The 17872-nt window shown below is 69.9% G+C and carries 19 protein-coding genes; 9 read left to right on the forward strand and 10 right to left on the reverse strand.

The annotated features are described in order from the left end of the window. Positions 1 to 61: 61 nt before the first annotated feature. Positions 62 to 340 carry a hypothetical protein gene (locus ACL03I_RS20500; RefSeq protein WP_412806716.1) on the forward strand — a complete coding sequence of 93 codons (279 nt, stop codon included), beginning with the start codon at positions 62 to 64 and terminating at the stop codon, positions 338 to 340. Positions 341 to 499: 159 nt separating this feature from the next. Continuing rightward, positions 500 to 769: a hypothetical protein gene (locus ACL03I_RS20505; protein ID WP_412806717.1), complete on the forward strand. Its 270-nt coding sequence runs from the start codon at positions 500 to 502 to the stop codon at positions 767 to 769. 446 nt (positions 770 to 1215) lie between these two features. Here the strand turns inward: ACL03I_RS20505 and ACL03I_RS20510 are convergent, their stop codons facing one another. From ACL03I_RS20510 to ACL03I_RS20520, 3 genes are all read right to left on the reverse strand, one after another. Further along, positions 1216 to 3048: an AMP-dependent synthetase/ligase gene (locus ACL03I_RS20510; protein ID WP_355077992.1), complete on the reverse strand. Its 1833-nt coding sequence runs from the start codon at positions 3046 to 3048 to the stop codon at positions 1216 to 1218. 189 nt (positions 3049 to 3237) lie between these two features. Then, a complete protein-coding gene (ribA, locus tag ACL03I_RS20515; RefSeq protein ID WP_412806718.1) occupies positions 3238 to 3978 on the reverse strand; it encodes a GTP cyclohydrolase II RibA in 741 nt (246 codons plus the stop codon). Next, positions 3975 to 5456: a PfkB family carbohydrate kinase gene (locus tag ACL03I_RS20520; protein ID WP_364435072.1), complete on the reverse strand. Its 1482-nt coding sequence runs from the start codon at positions 5454 to 5456 to the stop codon at positions 3975 to 3977. Before ACL03I_RS20520 ends, ribA begins: the two co-directional genes overlap by 4 nt. A 760-nt stretch (positions 5457 to 6216) precedes the next feature. Here ACL03I_RS20520 and ACL03I_RS20525 point away from each other — a divergent pair. Further along, positions 6217 to 6606 carry a hypothetical protein gene (locus ACL03I_RS20525; RefSeq protein ID WP_412806719.1) on the forward strand — a complete coding sequence of 130 codons (390 nt, stop codon included), beginning with the start codon at positions 6217 to 6219 and terminating at the stop codon, positions 6604 to 6606. A 10-nt stretch (positions 6607 to 6616) separates the two neighbouring features. Here ACL03I_RS20525 and ACL03I_RS20530 read toward each other — a convergent pair whose 3' ends face one another. From ACL03I_RS20530 to ACL03I_RS20540, 3 genes are read right to left on the reverse strand one after another with little or no spacing between them, the layout of a single operon-like run. Continuing rightward, positions 6617 to 7693: a quinone-dependent dihydroorotate dehydrogenase gene (locus ACL03I_RS20530; protein ID WP_355077996.1), complete on the reverse strand. Its 1077-nt coding sequence runs from the start codon at positions 7691 to 7693 to the stop codon at positions 6617 to 6619. A gap of 4 nt (positions 7694 to 7697) precedes the next feature. Then, positions 7698 to 7997, reverse strand: coding sequence for a DUF5703 family protein (locus ACL03I_RS20535; RefSeq protein WP_355077997.1), 300 nt, complete (start codon positions 7995 to 7997; stop codon positions 7698 to 7700). Further along, positions 7997 to 9010, reverse strand: a complete 1014-nt coding sequence (locus tag ACL03I_RS20540; protein ID WP_355077998.1) for a YncE family protein — start codon at positions 9008 to 9010, stop codon at positions 7997 to 7999. The genes ACL03I_RS20535 and ACL03I_RS20540 overlap by 1 nt, the downstream gene beginning before the upstream one ends. Before the next feature lie 153 nt (positions 9011 to 9163). Between ACL03I_RS20540 and ACL03I_RS20545 the strand changes: the two genes are divergently transcribed. From ACL03I_RS20545 to ACL03I_RS20570, 6 genes are all read left to right on the forward strand, one after another. Beyond that, entirely contained in the window at positions 9164 to 9520 is a 357-nt protein-coding gene (locus tag ACL03I_RS20545; RefSeq protein WP_355077999.1) for a hypothetical protein, read from the forward strand. 6 nt (positions 9521 to 9526) lie between these two features. Continuing rightward, positions 9527 to 10060: a WKL family lipoprotein gene (locus tag ACL03I_RS20550; RefSeq protein ID WP_356966108.1), complete on the forward strand. Its 534-nt coding sequence runs from the start codon at positions 9527 to 9529 to the stop codon at positions 10058 to 10060. Positions 10061 to 10071: 11 nt separating this feature from the next. Beyond that, the gene (locus ACL03I_RS20555; protein ID WP_355078056.1) at positions 10072 to 12165 is read left to right on the forward strand and encodes an MMPL family transporter; all 2094 of its coding nucleotides are present in this window, start codon (positions 10072 to 10074) and stop codon (positions 12163 to 12165) included. Positions 12166 to 12194: 29 nt separating this feature from the next. Continuing rightward, entirely contained in the window at positions 12195 to 12494 is a 300-nt protein-coding gene (locus tag ACL03I_RS20560; protein WP_412806720.1) for a recombinase family protein, read from the forward strand. Between the two features lie 186 nt (positions 12495 to 12680). Continuing rightward, a complete protein-coding gene (locus ACL03I_RS20565) occupies positions 12681 to 13211 on the forward strand; it encodes a hypothetical protein (RefSeq protein ID WP_412806721.1) in 531 nt (176 codons plus the stop codon). 20 nt (positions 13212 to 13231) lie between these two features. Then, positions 13232 to 13468, forward strand: a complete 237-nt coding sequence (locus ACL03I_RS20570) for a hypothetical protein (RefSeq protein WP_412806722.1) — start codon at positions 13232 to 13234, stop codon at positions 13466 to 13468. A gap of 88 nt (positions 13469 to 13556) precedes the next feature. Here the strand turns inward: ACL03I_RS20570 and ACL03I_RS20575 are convergent, their stop codons facing one another. From ACL03I_RS20575 to ACL03I_RS20590, 4 genes are all read right to left on the reverse strand, one after another. Continuing rightward, the gene (locus tag ACL03I_RS20575) at positions 13557 to 14387 is read right to left on the reverse strand and encodes a heme ABC transporter ATP-binding protein (protein ID WP_412806723.1); all 831 of its coding nucleotides are present in this window, start codon (positions 14385 to 14387) and stop codon (positions 13557 to 13559) included. Between the two features lie 82 nt (positions 14388 to 14469). Then, positions 14470 to 15564 (reverse strand): FecCD family ABC transporter permease, encoded by a 1095-nt coding sequence (locus ACL03I_RS20580; RefSeq protein WP_355078004.1) that lies wholly within the window; start codon positions 15562 to 15564, stop codon positions 14470 to 14472. Beyond that, positions 15561 to 16550 carry a heme/hemin ABC transporter substrate-binding protein gene (locus ACL03I_RS20585; RefSeq protein ID WP_355078057.1) on the reverse strand — a complete coding sequence of 330 codons (990 nt, stop codon included), beginning with the start codon at positions 16548 to 16550 and terminating at the stop codon, positions 15561 to 15563. The genes ACL03I_RS20580 and ACL03I_RS20585 overlap by 4 nt, the downstream gene beginning before the upstream one ends. Before the next feature lie 83 nt (positions 16551 to 16633). Then, complete coding sequence (locus ACL03I_RS20590; protein WP_355078005.1) at positions 16634 to 17593, reverse strand: aldo/keto reductase; 960 nt, start codon at positions 17591 to 17593, stop codon at positions 16634 to 16636. Positions 17594 to 17872: the final 279 nt, after the last annotated feature.

Here is a 17872-nt window from a genome sequence, read left to right on the forward strand (position 1 = left end):
ATCGGACTGCGACGCAACATGCCCGGTCCCCTTATCCGGGGCAAGCCAGGGGAGTGGGCCGATGGCCGCGACCGTGACCCGGCTGCGCACCCCGCCGGCTCGGACCCTGCGCAGCGCCGAGGCGTTCCTGGACACGATCGGATCGGCGAACACCCGCCGCGCCTCCGGCATCGCGATCGTCAAAACCGTCGACGCCCTCGACAGACACGGCCCCGAGGGACTGATCGCGCGCTCGCGCGCCTTGGACTCGGTGTCCGACGCAGAGATCGGCGCAGCGCTGGAATCGCTGTGGGGCGCAGCGGCGGTCAACACTCGGAACGCGCGCCGCGCCGCGCGGTAGGCAAATGGCTGAGCTGGTGCGCCGAACAAGGCTGGGACGGACCGGAACTGCCCGCCTCGGCTGCGCGGTCGACCTCGCCGGACTTCGACACCCCGGCGCGCTCGCGCGCCGCGAGGTCCATGTCCAGGAGAAGACACTGTGGCGGATGCTCTACGAAACATGCGCTCGCGCAGAGGACTGCTCCAACTCAACATCGAAGAACTGGACCAGGCGGGACGGTGCGCCCGGGTGAAGTCCAAAGGCGCCGAACACCGCACCCACCGCCGCGGTGCCGCCCACCATGAGCACGTCTTGGAAAAGGTGTACTGGGACGCGGGCACCGCCCGGCTGTTGCCGCGACTGCTCCGAGGACGCACCCGGGACCGGTGTTCGTCACTCACCGCCGGCCCGGGCCCGGCAAGTACCTCGCCGAGCGCGACCTCTGCCTGACACCGGCCCGGCGCAGCTGTCCTATGACCAGGCGCGGGACCTGCTCGACCCTGCCACCGCGATCGAGGGACCCGCAACCGGCTGGGATCTGCACGAACTCCGGCACTCCGGCCTGACGCACCTCGGGGAGTCCGGGCCAGCCTGCTGGAACTGATGGCCAAGTCCCGGCACCGAAAAGCCGAGAACCTGCGCCGCTACTTCAAACCGTCGCCGCAGGCGATGCGCGATCTCACCGCGTTGCTCGGTCCGGGAGCCAACCGCCGCCGCTGAACTGCGCCTTCGCCGTATCCGTTGCTTTTCGCGCGGTTACTACCGGAACCGCTGTTGATCTCGTCGCGCGTGGCGACAGTCGCATGACGGCCACGATCTTCGTCTCTGGGGCCCGGGACCACAAAGCGCTGTGGACCCAGGCGTGATGCTCTGGGCCACAGCGCTCTTCGACGGACTTACTTGACGCTGACCACCTGGCCGGAGGGTTCCTTGGCGTACAGCGCCTCGATCTCCGCGCTGTACTTGGCCGCGATGGGCGCGCGTTTGAGCGACATCTTCGGCGTCAGTTCGTCGCCGCCGGGTTCCCAGACCGCGCCCAGGACGGTGAAGCGTTTGATCTGTTCCACGCGGGACAGTTTGGCGTTGCCCGCCTGGACCGCGGCGAGTACTTCCTCGACGATCTGCGGCCGGGCGGCCAGGGCGGCGATGTCCTCGCCGGTGGCGTCGAGTTCCTTGGCGCGCAGGGCGGCGACGTCGGGGTCGAGCACGATCAGGGCGGCGATGTAGGGCTTGGCGTCACCGATGGCCACGACTTGACCGATCAGCGAGGAGGCGGCCTTCACCGAGTTCTCGATGTTGCTGGGGGCGATGTTCTTGCCCCCTTCGTTGATGATCAGTTCCTTCTTGCGGTCCACGATCCGCAGGTAACCGTCGGCGTCGAAGGTGCCGATGTCGCCGGTGTGCAGCCAGCCGTCGGAGTCGATGGCCTCGGAGGTCTTGTCCGGCATGTTGCGGTAGCCGCGAGTGACGATCGCGCCGCGCACCAGCACCTCGCCGTCGGCGTCCAGTCGCACCTCCACGCCGTCGGCCGCGCGCCCGACCGAACCCGGCCGAGGCTTGTCCAGTTCGGTGTAGGTGCCCACGCCGGTGGTTTCCGACATGCCCCACACCTCGCTGACGGTGAAGCCGAGGCCCAGGAAGTACTCCAGGGTCTCCGGCGGGATGGGCGCGGCGCCGGAGGAGGCGACTTTCAGGTGATCCAGGCCCAAGGCGTGGCGCAGCTTGGACAGCACCAGCGTCTCGGCGATCCGATGCTGCGCGCTCAGCAGGGGACTGCGTCCTTTGCCCGCCAGATCGGCGCGTGCGGCGGCGATTCCGGTGCTGATCGCCCAGTTGGCCAGCGCTTTCTTCACCGGGCTCGGTTCTTCGGCGAGTTTGCCCTCGACACCGGCCTTGATCTTCTGCCAGACGCGCGGGACGCCGAAGAAGGTGGTCGGGCGCGCGTCGGGCAGTGCGGCGGCGACTTCGCGCGGGTCGGGGACAGTGGTGATCTGGATGCCGGTGAGCAGGTTGAGCGCGTGGGCGGAGATCCGGTCGGCGACGTGCGCGGCGGGCAGGTAGGACACCACCCGGTCGTCCAGGCCGACCTGCAGCGGGCCACTGACCAGGACGATGATCTGGGCGAGCACGTTGCGGTGGGTGATCTCCACGCCCTTGGACGGTCCGGTGGTGCCGGAGGTGTAGATCAGGGTGGCCAAATCGTCGGCGCCGACGGCCTGCCAGGCGGCGTCGAAATCGAAGTCGGCGGCGGGCGCGGCCTCCACCTCTTCCAGGGTGACGGTGCCCTCGGCGGGGCCGTCGACCAGGATGATGTGGTCGACCGGCACGCCGGAGGCGGTGATCCGGTCGAGGAAGACCTGTTCTGTCACAACGATTTTGTTGCCCGCGTTGGTGAACAGGTGGGTGATCTGCTCGGGGGAGCTGGTGTTGTAGACGGAGAACGGGGTGGCGCCCAGATGCAGGGCGGCGGTGTCGACGAGATTGAACTCGGGGCGGTTGGTGAGCATGATGCCGACGGTGTCGCCGTGGCCGACGCCGAGCCCGGCCAGGCCCGCGGCGATCGAACGCACCCGTTCGGCGTACTCGCGCCAGGTGTACTGCTGGGTGCCGCCCACCTTGCGCAAGGCGATCTGGTCGGGGCGCAGCCGCGCGGTCTCTTGGAATGCGGCGGGAACGGTGTACACCGTTTTGCCCGACTGATGCGCGTATCCGATTTCTGTTGTCGTCATATCCCTGTTCCCGATAGCGCTGGCGTGAACCGGGCGCCGGTCCGCGCCGACGCCCGATCCAGGACTCGAAGCCGTGACACAGCGCGACGAAGGCGCTGTCAGTCCTACGAGTCGGCGCGCCACATGTGGCGCGGCTCACTCATGGTAGCCACAGGCGGGAAGCCGGGTGGGGCAAACTTCAACAATCCTTCAGGCACCGATCAGATCCGGCGCGGCGCCGGGCCCTGGACGCGGACGGACGTTCTCACCGGGTGCGAGCACGACCGCGTCCACAGCCCCCCGAAGTTCGCCGGTGGGATCGCTGTCGTGCTCGTCGAACGCCCACGGCGCGGAGTCGGTCGGGATCCAGTGCTTGCGCCGGGTGCGCTTGGCCTCGAGGTACTCGCGGGCGCGTTCGCTCAGCGCCCGGGTACGCAACGGCACGGGGGTGACTCGCAACCCTTCCTGCCGCAGGGCCTCGACCTTGGCGGGATTGTTGGTCAACAGTTGCACCGAACGCAGTCCGAGTTCGGCCAGTGCGCGAGCGGTGGCCACGTAGGTGCGCCCGTCGGCGGGGTAGCCGAGGGCTTCGTAGCTGGAGAAGGTATCCGCGCCCGAGCGCTCGCTTTCCCGGTAGCCCAGCGCTTTGGCGATCAGGCCCGCGCCGCGGCCCTCCTGTTCCAGGTAGACCAGCACGCCCGAGCCCGCGGCCTGGATGAGATCCAGCGCCTTGTCCAGTTCCGGCCCGCAGTCGCAGTCCTGCGACCGCAGCGCCTCTCCGTAGAGGCAGCGCGAGTGCACCCGCACCAGGCAGCCGTCGGCGACCGCGCCGAACAGCAGCAGGTGCCCCTTCTCGCCCTCCCCGGTCAACTCCACCACCCGAACTCGCAGATCTTGCCCGTTGCGACGGAACCGATGCTCGGTGTCGGCAGGATCCACAACTTTGGTCAATGCTCCTCCGTAGCGAGTTTGTAAATTCGCTCGACCTCACTCACCAGTGGCATTGCCCCGGGGACATCCCCGATCGATTGCGTCGCCACCATTGCGGCGGTCGCCCAGACGTAGTCGTTGCGTTCGGCGGGGCGGCGCGTCGAAACGAGACGATATACCAGGGCGGCGGAGAAGGCAGCGTGAGCGCCCACCGAGTCCTCCAGCGCCGTCGGGAACGGCTGGAATCGGTCGCTGACCTGGTCCGACCACACCTCGCACCGGAAATCCTGGATCGCGCAGACCGCGCCGACGCCGAGCGCGCGCAGCCGTGTGGCGGTCGGCTCGCCACACCGGGTCGCGTCATCGCCGGCCATCGCCAGCGCTTGCAGGTCCTTGTCGCCGCCGACGAGGTAGTCCACCGCCCCGAGATGCTGATACAGGTACTGCGGGCGTTCCAATCGCGGCGCCGGATGCACCACCACCAGCGGCCGCCGCGGCAGTTCGCGCAGCTGCCCCATGATCTGCTCGATGACGCCGGTGGGTTGCTCGAACGTCAGCAGCACCGCGTCCGCGGTGGCGATCGCCGAACGGATCGCGTCGGTGCGCAATTCCTGCGCGCTCAACCGGATTCGCTCGTCCTTGCAGCCGATCGTGCTCGCCGCGCCGGTGCGGGCCACGATCACCGCGGTCACGGGCGTCGGCGCGAAAGGCACCACTTTGACGAGTTCGGTCTCGACGCGTTCGCTGCGCAGGTATTCCAGGATGCGATCGCCCGCGTCGTCGTCGCCGACCGCCGAGATCAACCGCACCCGCAGCCCCAGCCGGGCCGCGGCCACGGCGCGGGTGAGGCCCTTGCCGCCGGGATGCTCCCGGTAGCTGCCGCGCGCGGTCGCGCCGGAGCCGGGGATACGGTCGACCACGTACATGTGGTCGATGACCGCGTCGCCGATCACCGTGACCACACTGCGGTCGTCCACCGGAACGGTTTCGGCCGCAGCGGTTTCCGTCGCGGCACCGAAGTCGACGACGTGCGCGCCGTCGAACACCGATGCCGTGGCCAGTTGCGCGGCCAGTTCGGTGAACGCCCGGCGCTCGGGAGCGCCACGCAGTGAGCGCACCGTCAGTGTGCCGGGAATCGGTTGCGCCCCAAGGGCTTCGTGCAACACCGCCCATCGCTCGGCGAGATATTCGCGCCGCTCACCCAGGTCCGGCGCGTAGAGCCGACCGGGATCCACTCCGGCAGGCGGGTTTTCGCGCAACAGCCCCAGTGACAGTTCCGCGTCGACGACGAGCCGGTGGGTGGGGCCCAAGCGCAGCGCCAGTTCGCGCACCAGCGGCAGCACCGCCTCTTCCCGGTCGACGCCCGCACGCCGAGCGTACTGCCGCACGGCCAGCAGATCCAGCAGGGGTAGTACGTCGATCTCGGTGCTGCGCAACCGATCCGAGCTCAGGCCGGAGCGTTTGCACAAGCGGGTGAGGATATTGCGAACGGCAACCATTCCCGAATCCTGCGGGACCATGGCGATGCCACCCTCCTCTATCGGCGCGACACCGGGCCGTCGCGCGCATGTTGGCCACGCAAATCGGGTTTAGCCAGCGGGCAAATTGTCAATTACCAAATTACAACGGCAATTGCGCGCGGGGAACGGCAAATGCCACACTGTATGTGGCGATCCCCATCGCACCACCAGGCACATCGGGAGGGCTGGTGATGAGAATGATTCTTCAGATACGGCAGCCGCGACGGCGACGGCAACACCGCTCCGGCGGATCCGATACCGAGCTGGTGCCCAAGCAGGTGAGGGACTGAACCAGCCGCCGGACGCTCCCCGCGGCAACGCACCGGTCATCACCCGCCTCGCGGCGGCACACCGGTACGCCGACCACACGCCGTAGCGCCCCCGGCCTCTCGGCCCGACGGCAGCTACCCACTCCGTTTCCCGAACCCCACAGCCGTGGCGCCTGCCACCGCGCCGATCCAGCCTCGCACGCCACCCTCGGCGCGCGACGCCCACCGACTCGCCCGATACCGCGGTGCCCCCGGCCGCCGCACAGCAGCGAGCCACCCCCTGGACCACCCGGCCCGGCAGCGGACTTCTCCGGCCCGGGCACACCCACCGCGCCCGCCGGACCGGCGGAACACACGATGCGGCGCCTGCACCGCGCCGCACCAGCGGATGCACGACAGGAGGCATTCGTGATCATCGAACTCAGCACCCTGGAGCCGGCCTCACTCCACCTGTTGCACCGGAGACCGCGATGACCATACACACCACCGAATGGACGATGACCAGTGACATAACCCCGGAATCGGCCTACCGCGACACCGACGCGACCGACAGCTGGCGGCTGAGCTGGCTACCGGACCGGCGGCTGACCCGGGGCCAGGCACTGGCCGGGATGTCTTTGGACGAACTGCTCAGCGACCCGCTCGTCGTGCACGACCGCATGACCCAGGCCCGCGTCGAGGCCTATGCCGACCAACTGGGCATCTTGCGCGACCACGCGGTGATCCTGCTCGCCAAGCGAATGGCCGCTCGGCTGGGCCAGCAATTGCGGCCGAAGGGAGATCCGACACCGCCGGGGCATCGACCACGATCCCGGCGAGTGCGCACCCGCACTGCCGAACCACCGTTCGTGCTCGGCTAGCTCACCTGATTCAGGCGTGGGCTTTGTGCTCCGCGCCGACGGCCTCACCGATGCTGCGATAGCCCCCGGCACGCAACCGCTGCGCCAGCCCACGATGGATCCTGCGCATCCAGAACGGGCCGCCGTAGATGAAACCGGTGTAGCCCTGCAACAACGTCGCCCCGGCCAGGATGCGTTCCCACGCCTGGTCGACGGTTTCGATACCTCCGACCGAGATCAGCACCAGCCGGTCACCCACCCGCCGGTACAGCCGCCGCAGCACCTCGAGCGAACGGTCGGCGACCGGCGGACCGGACAAGCCACCCGCCCCCATGGCGGCCACCTGCGCCGCGTCGGTGCGCAGACCGTCCCGGCGGATGGTGGTGTTGGTGGCCACGATCCCCGCCAAGCCGAGTTCCACGGCCAGATCGGCGACGGCGTCGATGTCCTCGTCGGACAGATCCGGCGCGATCTTCACCAGCACCGGCACCCGCACACTGTCCAGCACCGCCCGCAGCAGCGGCCGCAGCGATTCCACCGCCTGCAGATCCCGCAGGCCCGGCGTGTTGGGGGAGCTGACGTTGACCACGACGAAATCGGCCAGCGGCCCCAGCAGCGCGGCGCTGGTGGCGTAGTCCGCGGCCGCGGCCTCGGGCGCCACGATCTTCGTCTTGCCGATGTTCGCGCCGATCGGCACCCCACCACGCCGGTCACGCAGCCGTTCGGCGGCCGCGGCGGCGCCGTGATTGTTGAACCCCATCCGATTGATCAGAGCGCGGTCGGCGGGCAGCCGAAACAGCCGCGGCGCCGGATTGCCCGGCTGCGGCTGCGCGGTCACGGTGCCGATCTCGGCGAAACCGAACCCCAGCGGCGCCCAGGCATCCACACCGTCGGCGTTCTTGTCGAAACCGGCGGCCAGTCCCAGCGGCGCGGGGAACTCGACCCCGAACGCCTCGGCGCGCAGGATCGGATCGCGGCTGACGAGGACCTTGCTCATCGCCCAGCGCAGCGGCGCGAGCCAGGCGGCCAGCCGCATGACCGCGAAGACCAGGTGGTGGATGCGTTCCGGCGCGACCAGGAACATCAGTCGGAGTAGCAGGGCGTACATCGGCTCACATTCCGGGTTCGGGCTGGGGTAGTAGTGCGGATTTTCGCCGCCGCAGCAGCACCCGCCTGCTGCCGTCGGTGTAGGCGCGCACCCGCGAGAGTTCCCAGCCGCCGAACTCCGCCTGGATCGCCAGCCGCATGGACGCGGTCACCCGCGTGACATCCGGCGGCAGCCGCAACGGCACGTACTCGTAGTCGTCGCTGGTGGTTTCCCAGCCCGCGGGCAGTGCGCGCCCGCGCCCCCGATGTGCTGCCGGTTCGGTAGATGCCGCGGAATCCTCGTCCGCGTGTGGTGTCCGAGCCATCAGTGCCCTCTCTTCCGATCGTCCGCACCGATCCGTTGCAGACCGTCGCCGGTCGCGGACCCCACGAACAGATCACCGGTGCGTTGCTCGACAGCCACCGAGTTCGGTTGCCTGACGGTGGCGTAGCGGCCCACTTCCTTCGGTATACCAGTCGACAGGTCGAATCCGACGACCTCGTTGCGCTGCGTGCACGTCACCCACACGGTGTCCGACCGCTGGTCGTAGGCAAGTGCGTAAGGCGAAGATCCTACCGGGAAACGCTGCCGCAACACGAGTGGTCCCGCGGTGTAGACCAGCAGTTCGCCGCCCGCGGTGTCGGTGACCACGAACCGTCCGCGCGTGTCGCCGATCAGCTGCGTGGCCCCGTCACCGGCGCGCAACGCCAATCCGGGGCGCTGTTCGCCCGGGTCGAGTTCGAAAATGGCGGTCTGATGCCGGTCGAGCACGGTCAGGTTCCCGTCGGCTTCGGCCAGCACATCGGCGGAGACGAGCCCGGACACCGTGCGGGTCACCGCACCGTCGGGTGCCAGGTCCAGCACCCGGCCGTCGGCGGTGCCGACCAGCAACCCGCCGTCGGGGCGTGCGCGTACCGACCGCACATCGCCGTCGACGGCCACCGCGGACACCGCCCCGGAGGCGAGGTCCACCCGCAGCACCCGCCCCGGTGCGGCCGCCAGCATCTCACCCGGCTTGCCCGGCGTGAGACCGCCCGCGCGATCGGGCAACGTCACCGTGCGCACCACCGGCGCGGCGGCGGCGGGATCGAGCACGGTGAGGACCGAACCGTCCAGACCGGCCAGCAACCCGCCGCCGGAATCGGCTTGCAACTCGGCCAGCGGACCGGCGGGCAGCACCCGCCCGACCGGCGGCGTCGTCACCGCAGGCGCGACCGCGGGGGTGGCCGGTTCCCTGGTCGGCAGATCAGGGCCGCCCGAGCCGGAGGAGCAGCCGGCCAGCAACACCAGCACCGCCGCACCCGCGAACACCGAGACGAGCGAGCCGCGAGGACGCATCCACCGAACTCCTTCTACCGACGAATTTTCCGCAACCTCACCATCTGACCATGATGCGGCAACCAACCGACCGACCGGGGTGGCGGCTCGAGCGGAATGTCGGCGGCGGCGGCTACGGTGGAGACCACACTGTCCGATACAGGGAGATCCGGGTTGAAAGCCGACCATACGTCGGGATTTGTCATCGACGACATCACCGTAGGCCCCCACGCGCACGGCTTCGGGACCACCGCCGAGGGCCACCCCTTCGCGTTCCGCACGGTCCGCGCCACCCTGACACTGGAGATCTACCGCCGCGATCTGGGCGATGCCGTCCCCGGCCCGGAGGACGTGCTCGCCACCGCCGACGCCACGGTCACCGACATCGACCTCGACGACGAGCGCAGTGTCGCCGCCCTGGTGCGGGATATGATCCCCGACACCGCGACGATCGAGGCCGCCGCGGGACGGGACGTCACGACCGTGCGTACCCTGCTGGGACGGATCAGCTCCGTCATCGAAGGTATGTAGGAAGTGATGACCCACACACCACTCGCCCGCGCCGCGCTCACCGCCGCCGGTCTGCTGCTGACGGCGGTCGTCGCCGCGTGCGACACCGGAACCGACGAGGCCGCCGTCGACGCCGCCCGGTCCTCGGCGAACGCGTCGCTGTCGTCCTCGATCGCCGTGTCCTCCCGTGCCGCCCACCCGCCGCTGCCCACCGCCGCCGACCTGGACGCCCAGATCAAGCGGGCACTGGACCCGGCGCTGCCCGACAGCGAACGCACCGCCCTCATCGAGGACGGGGAATCCTTCCGCCAGGCCATCCCCGACATGTACAAGGCGCTGCAGGACAACCCGCGCGCCGTCTACGGCGTCACCGACCCGGTGTTCGACAACCACGACGGCACCCTGACCGCCACCATGCGGCTGGACAAGGACGGCACCGGCGCCGCGGTCCGCACCACCGTCGTGCACTTCGTGCTCGTCGACGGCAAGTGGAAGATCTCGCGCACCGACCTGTGCGGCATCCTGCGCTCGGCCGACTACCGCACCCCGGCCTGCGGCTGACCCGCGACGCGATGCGCCGTTCCGGATCACTGCGGTGGGGGCGGTGGGTCCACCGCAACCGCTACCTCGTTCTCGCCCTGTTCGTACTGTTCGTGCTGGGCTCCGGCTGGTACGGCCGCGACCTGGCCGGGCGGCTGACCCAGGAGGGCTGGTTCGACGAGAGCAGCGAATCGGTGGCCGCGGCCCAACTGGCCGACCGCACCTTCGGCCGCGACACCGACAGCGACCTGATCCTGCTCTACACCGCACCCGACGGCGCCACCGTCGACGACCCGGCCGTCCGCGGCCCGGTCACCCAGCACCTGGCCGGATTGCTGGCCGCCTACCCCGACCGCATCCAGAAGATCGACAGCTACTGGGACAGCCCGTTCTCCGCCCAGGCCACCGACGCCACGCACACCCACGCCTTCGCCAGCGTCGGCCTGCGCGGTTCGGGCACCGCGACGGTGCAGAACTACGCCGCGATCGAAGACCATCTCGGCGCCGGACGCGCAGGCGGCGGCCCGGGCGGCACGACCGTGCAACTGGCCGGATTGCAGCCGATCGTCGAAGGCATCAACACCGGCATGCAACGCGACATCAAACGCGCGGAGATGATCGCCCTGCCGTTGGTGGCGATCCTGCTGTATTTTGTGTTCGGCGGCGTGATCGGCGCGCTGCTGCCGGTGCTCATCGGCGGCATGACCATCCTGGGCACCCAGGGCGCGCTGCGGGCGCTGACCGACCACCTCGACGTCAACGTCTTCGCCAGCGCCGTGATGACCCTGGTCAGCCTGGGCTTGGCGATCGACTACGGCCTGTTCACCGTCACCCGCTTCCGCGAGGAACTCGCCGCGGGCCACACCGTCGAAGAGGCCACCGCCCGCACCGTCGCCACCGCCGGGCGCACCGTGCTGTTCTCCGCGGCGATCATCGCCCTCAGCCTCGGGGCGCTGTTCATCTTCCCCAACGGGGTGCTGCGCTCGGTGCCGCTGGGCGGTATCAGCTCGGTGCTGCTGGCGGCGCTGCTGTCGGTGACCGCGCTGCCCGCGGCGTTGAGCATCGTCGGGCGCCGCATCGACTTCCTGGGCTGGAAACGCTTCTCCCGCAGCAAGACCGAGGCCCAGATCGACGCCGGCTTCTTCTCCCGCCTGGCGCTGTGGGCGATGCGCCGCCCCCTGGCGGTGGCCGTGCCGATCGTGCTGGCCCTGCTGGCGTTGAGCATCCCGATACGTCACATCGAATTCGGCGGCCTGAGCGAACGCTATCTGTCCGACGACAACCCGGCGCGAGTGGCGCAGGAACGTTTCGACGCCCTGTTTCCCAGCTTCCGCACCGAGCCACTGAAACTGGTGGTGCTCGGCGCCGACCCACAGCAGTTGAGCGACATCCGCTACGCCGCCAACCAGATCCCCGGCCTGACCGGACGCTTCGAACCCGCCGCACCCACCAAGGACGGCATCAACGTGCTCGCCGCCGGGCTGACCGACAAACGCGACGCCGACCGGGTGATCGCCGCACTGCGCGCCATTCCCGAGCCGCCCGGCACGCAGGTGATGGTCGCGGGCGTGCCGGCCCTGGAACGCGACAGCATCAACGGCCTGCTCGACGGCCTGCCGGTACTGCTGGCCATCCTGGTCGCCGCGGCACTGGCGCTGATGTACGCGGCGTTCCGCTCGCTGGTGCTCGCGCTGAAAGCGGTGGCCATGAGCGCGCTCAGCCTCGTGTCCACCCTCGGCATGCTGACCTGGATGTTCGTCGAGGGGCACGGCGCGGGGATCTTCCAGTTCACGCCAGGACCGCTGATGTTCGCGGTGCTGGCGTTGATCGTGACGGTGGTGTTCGGGCTGTCCACCGACTACGAGGTATTCCTGCTGTCGCGGGTGTCGGAAGCGCGTGCCGCCGGCGCGGACGCCCCCGAGGCCATCCGCTACGGCATCGCCCACACCGGCGGCGTGATCACCTCCGCCGCCGCGATCCTCATCGTGGTCACCGGTGCGTTCGGGTTCTCGGATCTGGTGCTGATGAAATACATCGCCTACGGCATGATCGCCGCCCTGATCCTGGACGCCACCGTCATCCGCATGCTGCTGACACCCGCGGTGCTGAAACTGATCTGGCGGTAGGACACCGGCAATCGTTTACGCTTTCGGGCATGTCCGGCACGTTGATCGGCTATGCCCGCTGTTGCACGGGCACAAAGGATCTCATCGCTCAGCGCGACCGGTTGTGTGAGCTCGGCAGCAGCGGGCAACGCAGCTGTCCCGTCCACGGATCGACAGGCACCAACCGTCAGCGTCCCGGACCCGACCAGACGCGCGCGGCGGCCCGCGCCGGGGACGCTTTCGTGGTCCCGGGACTCGACCGGCTCGCCCGCTCGGTCCCGACCGCGCGAGCGGTCGGTGACGACCCCGCCGCCCGCGGCCTGCCAGACGCGACGACCAGATCTCCCTGACGGCAGCTTTGGGCTCGACCCGGCTGTATCCCCGGCACGGCTGACGGTCGCGAACACAGGACCCACACGGACGTCGCCGACGGTGCCGGGAGAAGACGAGGAAGCTGCGGTGATCGAGCCGAGGGCGTTGACTTGCTGACCAGATCCGAGGTGATCGCACGGGCGTATGCCCGATTCGCCCAGCACTTGAGCAACGAGATCAGGAGATTGGCCAGGGCTGATGCCGAACACGGCCTCAGGCCCGTCGCTGGTGGAGCCGCGGAGGCAGCCCGAATATTTTCCGACGCCGACAGAGGTTTTCGCCATGCTTTCGATACCGGCGACCCGTCGTTCCCGCGTCCGCTGCTGGAACCCGGTTCCGCGCCGCCGGATCGTTTCTACAACGGAGCACGCCTGTGGCAGGTCGACCAAGTTTTTCCCCGAGCTTTCCGTGGACCAAAAACCACAGCCGAGGAAGGCTATATCCGCACAGCGTCGCACAGCACCGCCGGAGACGTTGTCTACCTGACCGACGGCCCCGATATCGCCGGTGTGTACGGAACGATCACGAGCTGGACCGATGTCCGCGACGGCACGATGCGGTTCCATCCCGCGGGGATGGTACTGGGTATCGACGCCACCCGCATCCGGGTGAATCCGATGGCCGCGGAAGGCATTCGGCGGCCGATTACGTCGAAGGCGTCAGCGACCGCGTATTCACCACGCCAGGCCGCGTAGACACATCCAAAATCGTCAGCGTGGAATTCCAAACCTACGACCACATCATCGACAACCCCGAGGTAACCCTGGTCGCCGACGGGTTCCCCGGCTTCGACGGCCTTGGGCAGGATTCGTTGCGCGACCCCGCGGTAGTCGCCGATCGACTCACCGGCATCGCCGAGGCCGTACGCAGAAACTACCCGACGATCGACGTCACCATCAGTGCCAACCACCTCTCCAGCGACGAAGCCATCAGAACCTTCCTGGCGACATGAGCACTGCTACAGCTGTGGTCACGGTTCGTCATGTACCTGAGGACACGATCCCTGACCGCACCCCCGGCAGGCGGTGTCGCCGCTGCGCTCAGCGGCGCACCGGCAGCACCAGTTGTGCCCCGGTGACCGGGTGGTCGAGCACTTCGACCGGGTGCTGGTAGACCCGCGTGAGCAGTTCGGTGGTGAGCACGTCACGGGGTGGACCGTCGGCGGCGATGCGACCTGAGTCCAGGACCGCGACGCGGTCGGCGTAGGCGGCCGCGACACCCAGATCGTGCAAGACGACCACCACCGCGGCGCCGTCGTCGGCGCGCTCGGCGGCCAGACGCAGCACGGCCTCTTGATGGCCGAGGTCCAGCGCGGCGGTCGGCTCGTCCAGCAGCAGGGTGGCGGTGTCCTGCGCCAGCACACGCGCCAACGCCACCCGGGCGCGTTCACCACCGGACAGGGTCGGGAACGATCGCGTGGCCAGATGAGCGACATCGGTGGCGGCCATCGCGGCGGCGATCTGTTTCTCGTCGTGTTCGCGGCGTTCGGTGCGCACCCACGGCGCGCGGCCCATCGCCACCACTTCCCGCGCGGTGAAGGGAAACCCGACGGTGTGGGTCTGCGGCAACACCGCCCGCCGCCGGGCCATGTCCAACGTCGTCCAGTGCGCCAACGGCTGCCCGTCGAGCTCCACCGTCCCCGCACTCGGCGCCAACTCACCGGCCAACGCGGCCAGCAACGTCGACTTACCGGCCCCGTTGGGCCCGACGAGAGCGACGACCTGCCCCGCCACCGCCTCGAAATCCACACCGTCGAGCACCCGCCGCACCTGCCCGCCCCCGCGCCGCTCCACACTCACCCCCGACGCCCGCACCGTCACATCTCCCCGCCGCGGCCACCCCGGCACCTCGTGCACAACCCGCACCTTCACCCCACATCTCCCGTCGAGTGGCACACCATCGAGAGGTCTTCTCGGCGTTCACCGCAGCCATGCGCCACTCGGCGCGGCCCGCTCATGCCCAGCCTCCGGCCCGGGCGCGGGTGCGGCGCAGCAGGTAGAAGAAGACCGGGCCGCCGATGAGGGAGGTGAGCATGCCCAGCGGCAGGTCGGCGTTGTCGACGAGGGAGCGGGCGGCGACGTCGGCGGCCAGCAACACCACCGCGCCGACCACGGCGCTGAGCGGGATCAGGATCCGGTGGGCAGGGCCGACCAGCATCCGCACCAGATGCGGCACGATCAGACCGACGAACAAGATGATGCCGGTGAACGCGACACCGGCGGTGGCCAGGATCGCCACCACCACGATCACGTTGCGCCGCAACCGCTCCACGTCGACACCCAGATGGCGGGCCGCCGACTCTCCGAGCGCCAGCAGATCCAGCCGCGGCGCCAGCAGCACCGCCGCCGCCACCCCGACCGCGGCCAGCGGCGCGACCACACCCACCGACTCCCAGGTGGCCCCGTTGAGCGACCCCAGTTGCCAGAACACGATCTGATCGCGCGCGGCGGGGGAGGCCACGAACAGCAGCAGCGCGATCAATCCGCCCGCGAACGCGTTGATCGCGACACCGGTCAACACCAGCGTGACGACCTCGGTGCGGCCACCCGAGCGCGCCAGCAGATACACCAGCAACGTGGTCGCCAGCCCCGCCACGAACGCCGCCGCGGCCACCGACCACGCCGCCACGAACGCCCCACCCACCACGATGACCGTGCCCGCACCGACCGCGGCCCCCGCCGACACCCCGATCACGCCCGGCTCGGCCAGCGGATTGGCGAACACACCCTGCAACAACGCACCCGCTGTCGCCAGCGCCGCACCGACCAGCATCGCCAGCACCACCCGCGGGAACCGCACCTGCCACAACGTCACCTCACCGGCAGGATGCGCGGGCACCGGCCCCACATCCAGCCCGATCCGGTGCAACACGCTGCCCGCGACCTCGGCGGGCGTCGTCGGCACCTGACCGATCGCCGCCGACGCCACCGCCAGCGCGACCAGCCCGGCCACCGCCACCGCGAACACCAGCAGCACCCGCGAACGGCCCCGCGACTTCGGCAGCGGCGGCACCGGCGGCCGCGCGGTGTCCGTCTCCGAGACGCTCATGCGTGCCCGGTGCCGTACACCGCCGCGCTCAACGCCGCGATCACCCGGCCGGTGTTCGGCCCGAAACTCAGCAGCACCGCATCCGACATGTCCACCACACGCCGGTCGCGGCCCGCCGGGGTCTGCGCGATCCCCGGCACCTTTTCCAGCCCCTCCACACCGCCGACGGACTTCAACCCGTCCGACATCACCAGCAGCACATCCGGCGCCGCGCCGATCATGGCCTCACTGGTGATCGCCGTGAACGGCTCCTTCACCCCGGCCACCGCGCCCGCGTCCCGCGCCCGCAACGCCGCGATCAACGCGTCCGCACCCGACCCCGGGCCGGCGAGCATCGTGATCGCGGTGGAACGCAGATACAGGAACGCGATGGTCAGCTGCGGGTCCTGCGCGGGCACCGCGGCGCTCGCGGCGGCGATCTCGTCGCGGGTTCGCTGCGCCAGCGCCTGCCCCCGCTGCGCCACCCCCAACGCGCCCGCGACCGCCTCGATCTGCGGCACCACCCCGTCCATCGTGCGCTCCGGATCGAAGTACACGACCGTGACCCCCGCCGCACGCAACTGCTCACGCACCGCGGGCGCCGCGCTGGTGGTGTCGGTCAAGAACACCGACGGCCGCATCGCCAACACCGACTCCACATTCAGCGACCCGTTGCCCCCGGCCACGTTCGGCACATCCCGCACCGCGGGAAACGCCGCCGAGGTGCTGCGGCCCACCAGCTTGGGCCCCAGCCCGAGCGCGTACACGATCTGGGCGAGGGTGCCGTAGCGATCCACGGCGATGATGCGGGAGGCGTCGGTGACGGTCACCTCGGCGCCGTCGAACGAACGCACCGTCACCGGCAGCGTGGGCGTGGGCTCCGGCCCGATGGGCACCGGATCCAGATCGGTCAGCGTCGCCGTCGTCGGCCCGTGCCCGCCGTGCGAGGACCCGGCGTCGGTGCCACACGCGACCACCACCGCCAGCAAGCTCACCGCGAACAACATCGGCAGGGCGCGCCGCCATCCGGTTCGGATCCGACTCCCACCCCTGGCCGCTGCAGTGCTCATGCAGGCAAGGCTAATCTGTGTCACTCCGCGCGTGCACTGACGTCGTCCAGGGCCGCGGCGATCGCCCGCGGCAACTCCAGGGTCTCGGCGGCCAGCACGCCGGTGAGCTGCCCGATATCGCGGGCGCCGACGATCATGCTCGCCACACCCGGCCGGTCCCGGATCCAGGCCAGCGCCACCGCCAGCGGCGAGGTGCCCAACCCGTCCGCGGCGGTCACCAGCGCATCCACCACCCGGGTGGCGCGGTCGTCGAGACCACTGCGGATCTCCGCCGCGGTCGCCTCGTCGGCGCCGCGCGAATCAGCGGGAACACCGTCGCGATACTTGCCGGTGAGGATGCCGCCCGCCAACGGCGCCGAGGCGATCACCCCGACACCGTGGAACCGCGCGGCGGGCACGACATCGGTCTCCGCCCCCCGCGCCAGCAGTGAATACGGCGTCTGCGCCGCGGTCACCGGCGCCACCGCGGCCAGACTGGCCAGCTGCCAGGCCCCGAACCCGCGCACCCCCGCGTAACGCACCCGGCCCGAGCGCACCACCTGCTCCAACGTCGAGGCGACCTCCTCCAACGGCGTCCGCGGATCCCACACCGCGACATTCCAGATGTCGAGATGGTCGGTGCCGAACTCCAGCAGCGTGCGGTCCAGCTGCCGCAGCAGCGCCCGCCGCGAGGTGTCCACGGTGACCTGCGCCGCCTCCGGCATCCCCGCCGCGGCGAATCCCCACGGCGCGATCCCGGCGCAACCGCTGAGCACCAGCTCGTCGCGGGAGACCAGGTCACCGAGCAATTCGGCCAGGATCCGCTGCGCGGCCCCGCCCGCGTAGGCGGGGGAGGTGTCCACCAGTGTGCCGCCCGCCTCGACGAACGCCACCAGTTGCCCCGCCGCGTCCTCGGCGTCGGTGTGCGCACCCCAGGTATGGGTCGCCAGGCCCATCCGCGACACCCGCAGGCCGCTGCGGCCCACCGTCCGCTGTTCCATCACCGTGTCCGCGCATTCGTCACGGCGCCAAGCCTAGAGTGTGGATACGCGACTCGGCGGCCACCAGCACAGTGGGTCGCGCTCGGGTGCGGCGAGCACACCCGCGACCCGCGCGGCGGCGGCAGCGCCACGGCCGGGCACGCCGCCGCGGCCTCGACACTGTACTGTCGCTGCGTGATTGGCGCGGTGGTCAGGAAGAATCGACCGATCGCCGCACCAATGCCCAGGTAGCAACGCGTATTCCGCGCGGAAGTGGAGGATGGTTCGTGGTCGGCGAGT

The sequence above is a fragment of the Nocardia sichangensis genome, assembly GCF_047200615.1.
GTDB classification, from domain to species: Bacteria; Actinomycetota; Actinomycetes; order Mycobacteriales; family Mycobacteriaceae; genus Nocardia; species Nocardia sichangensis.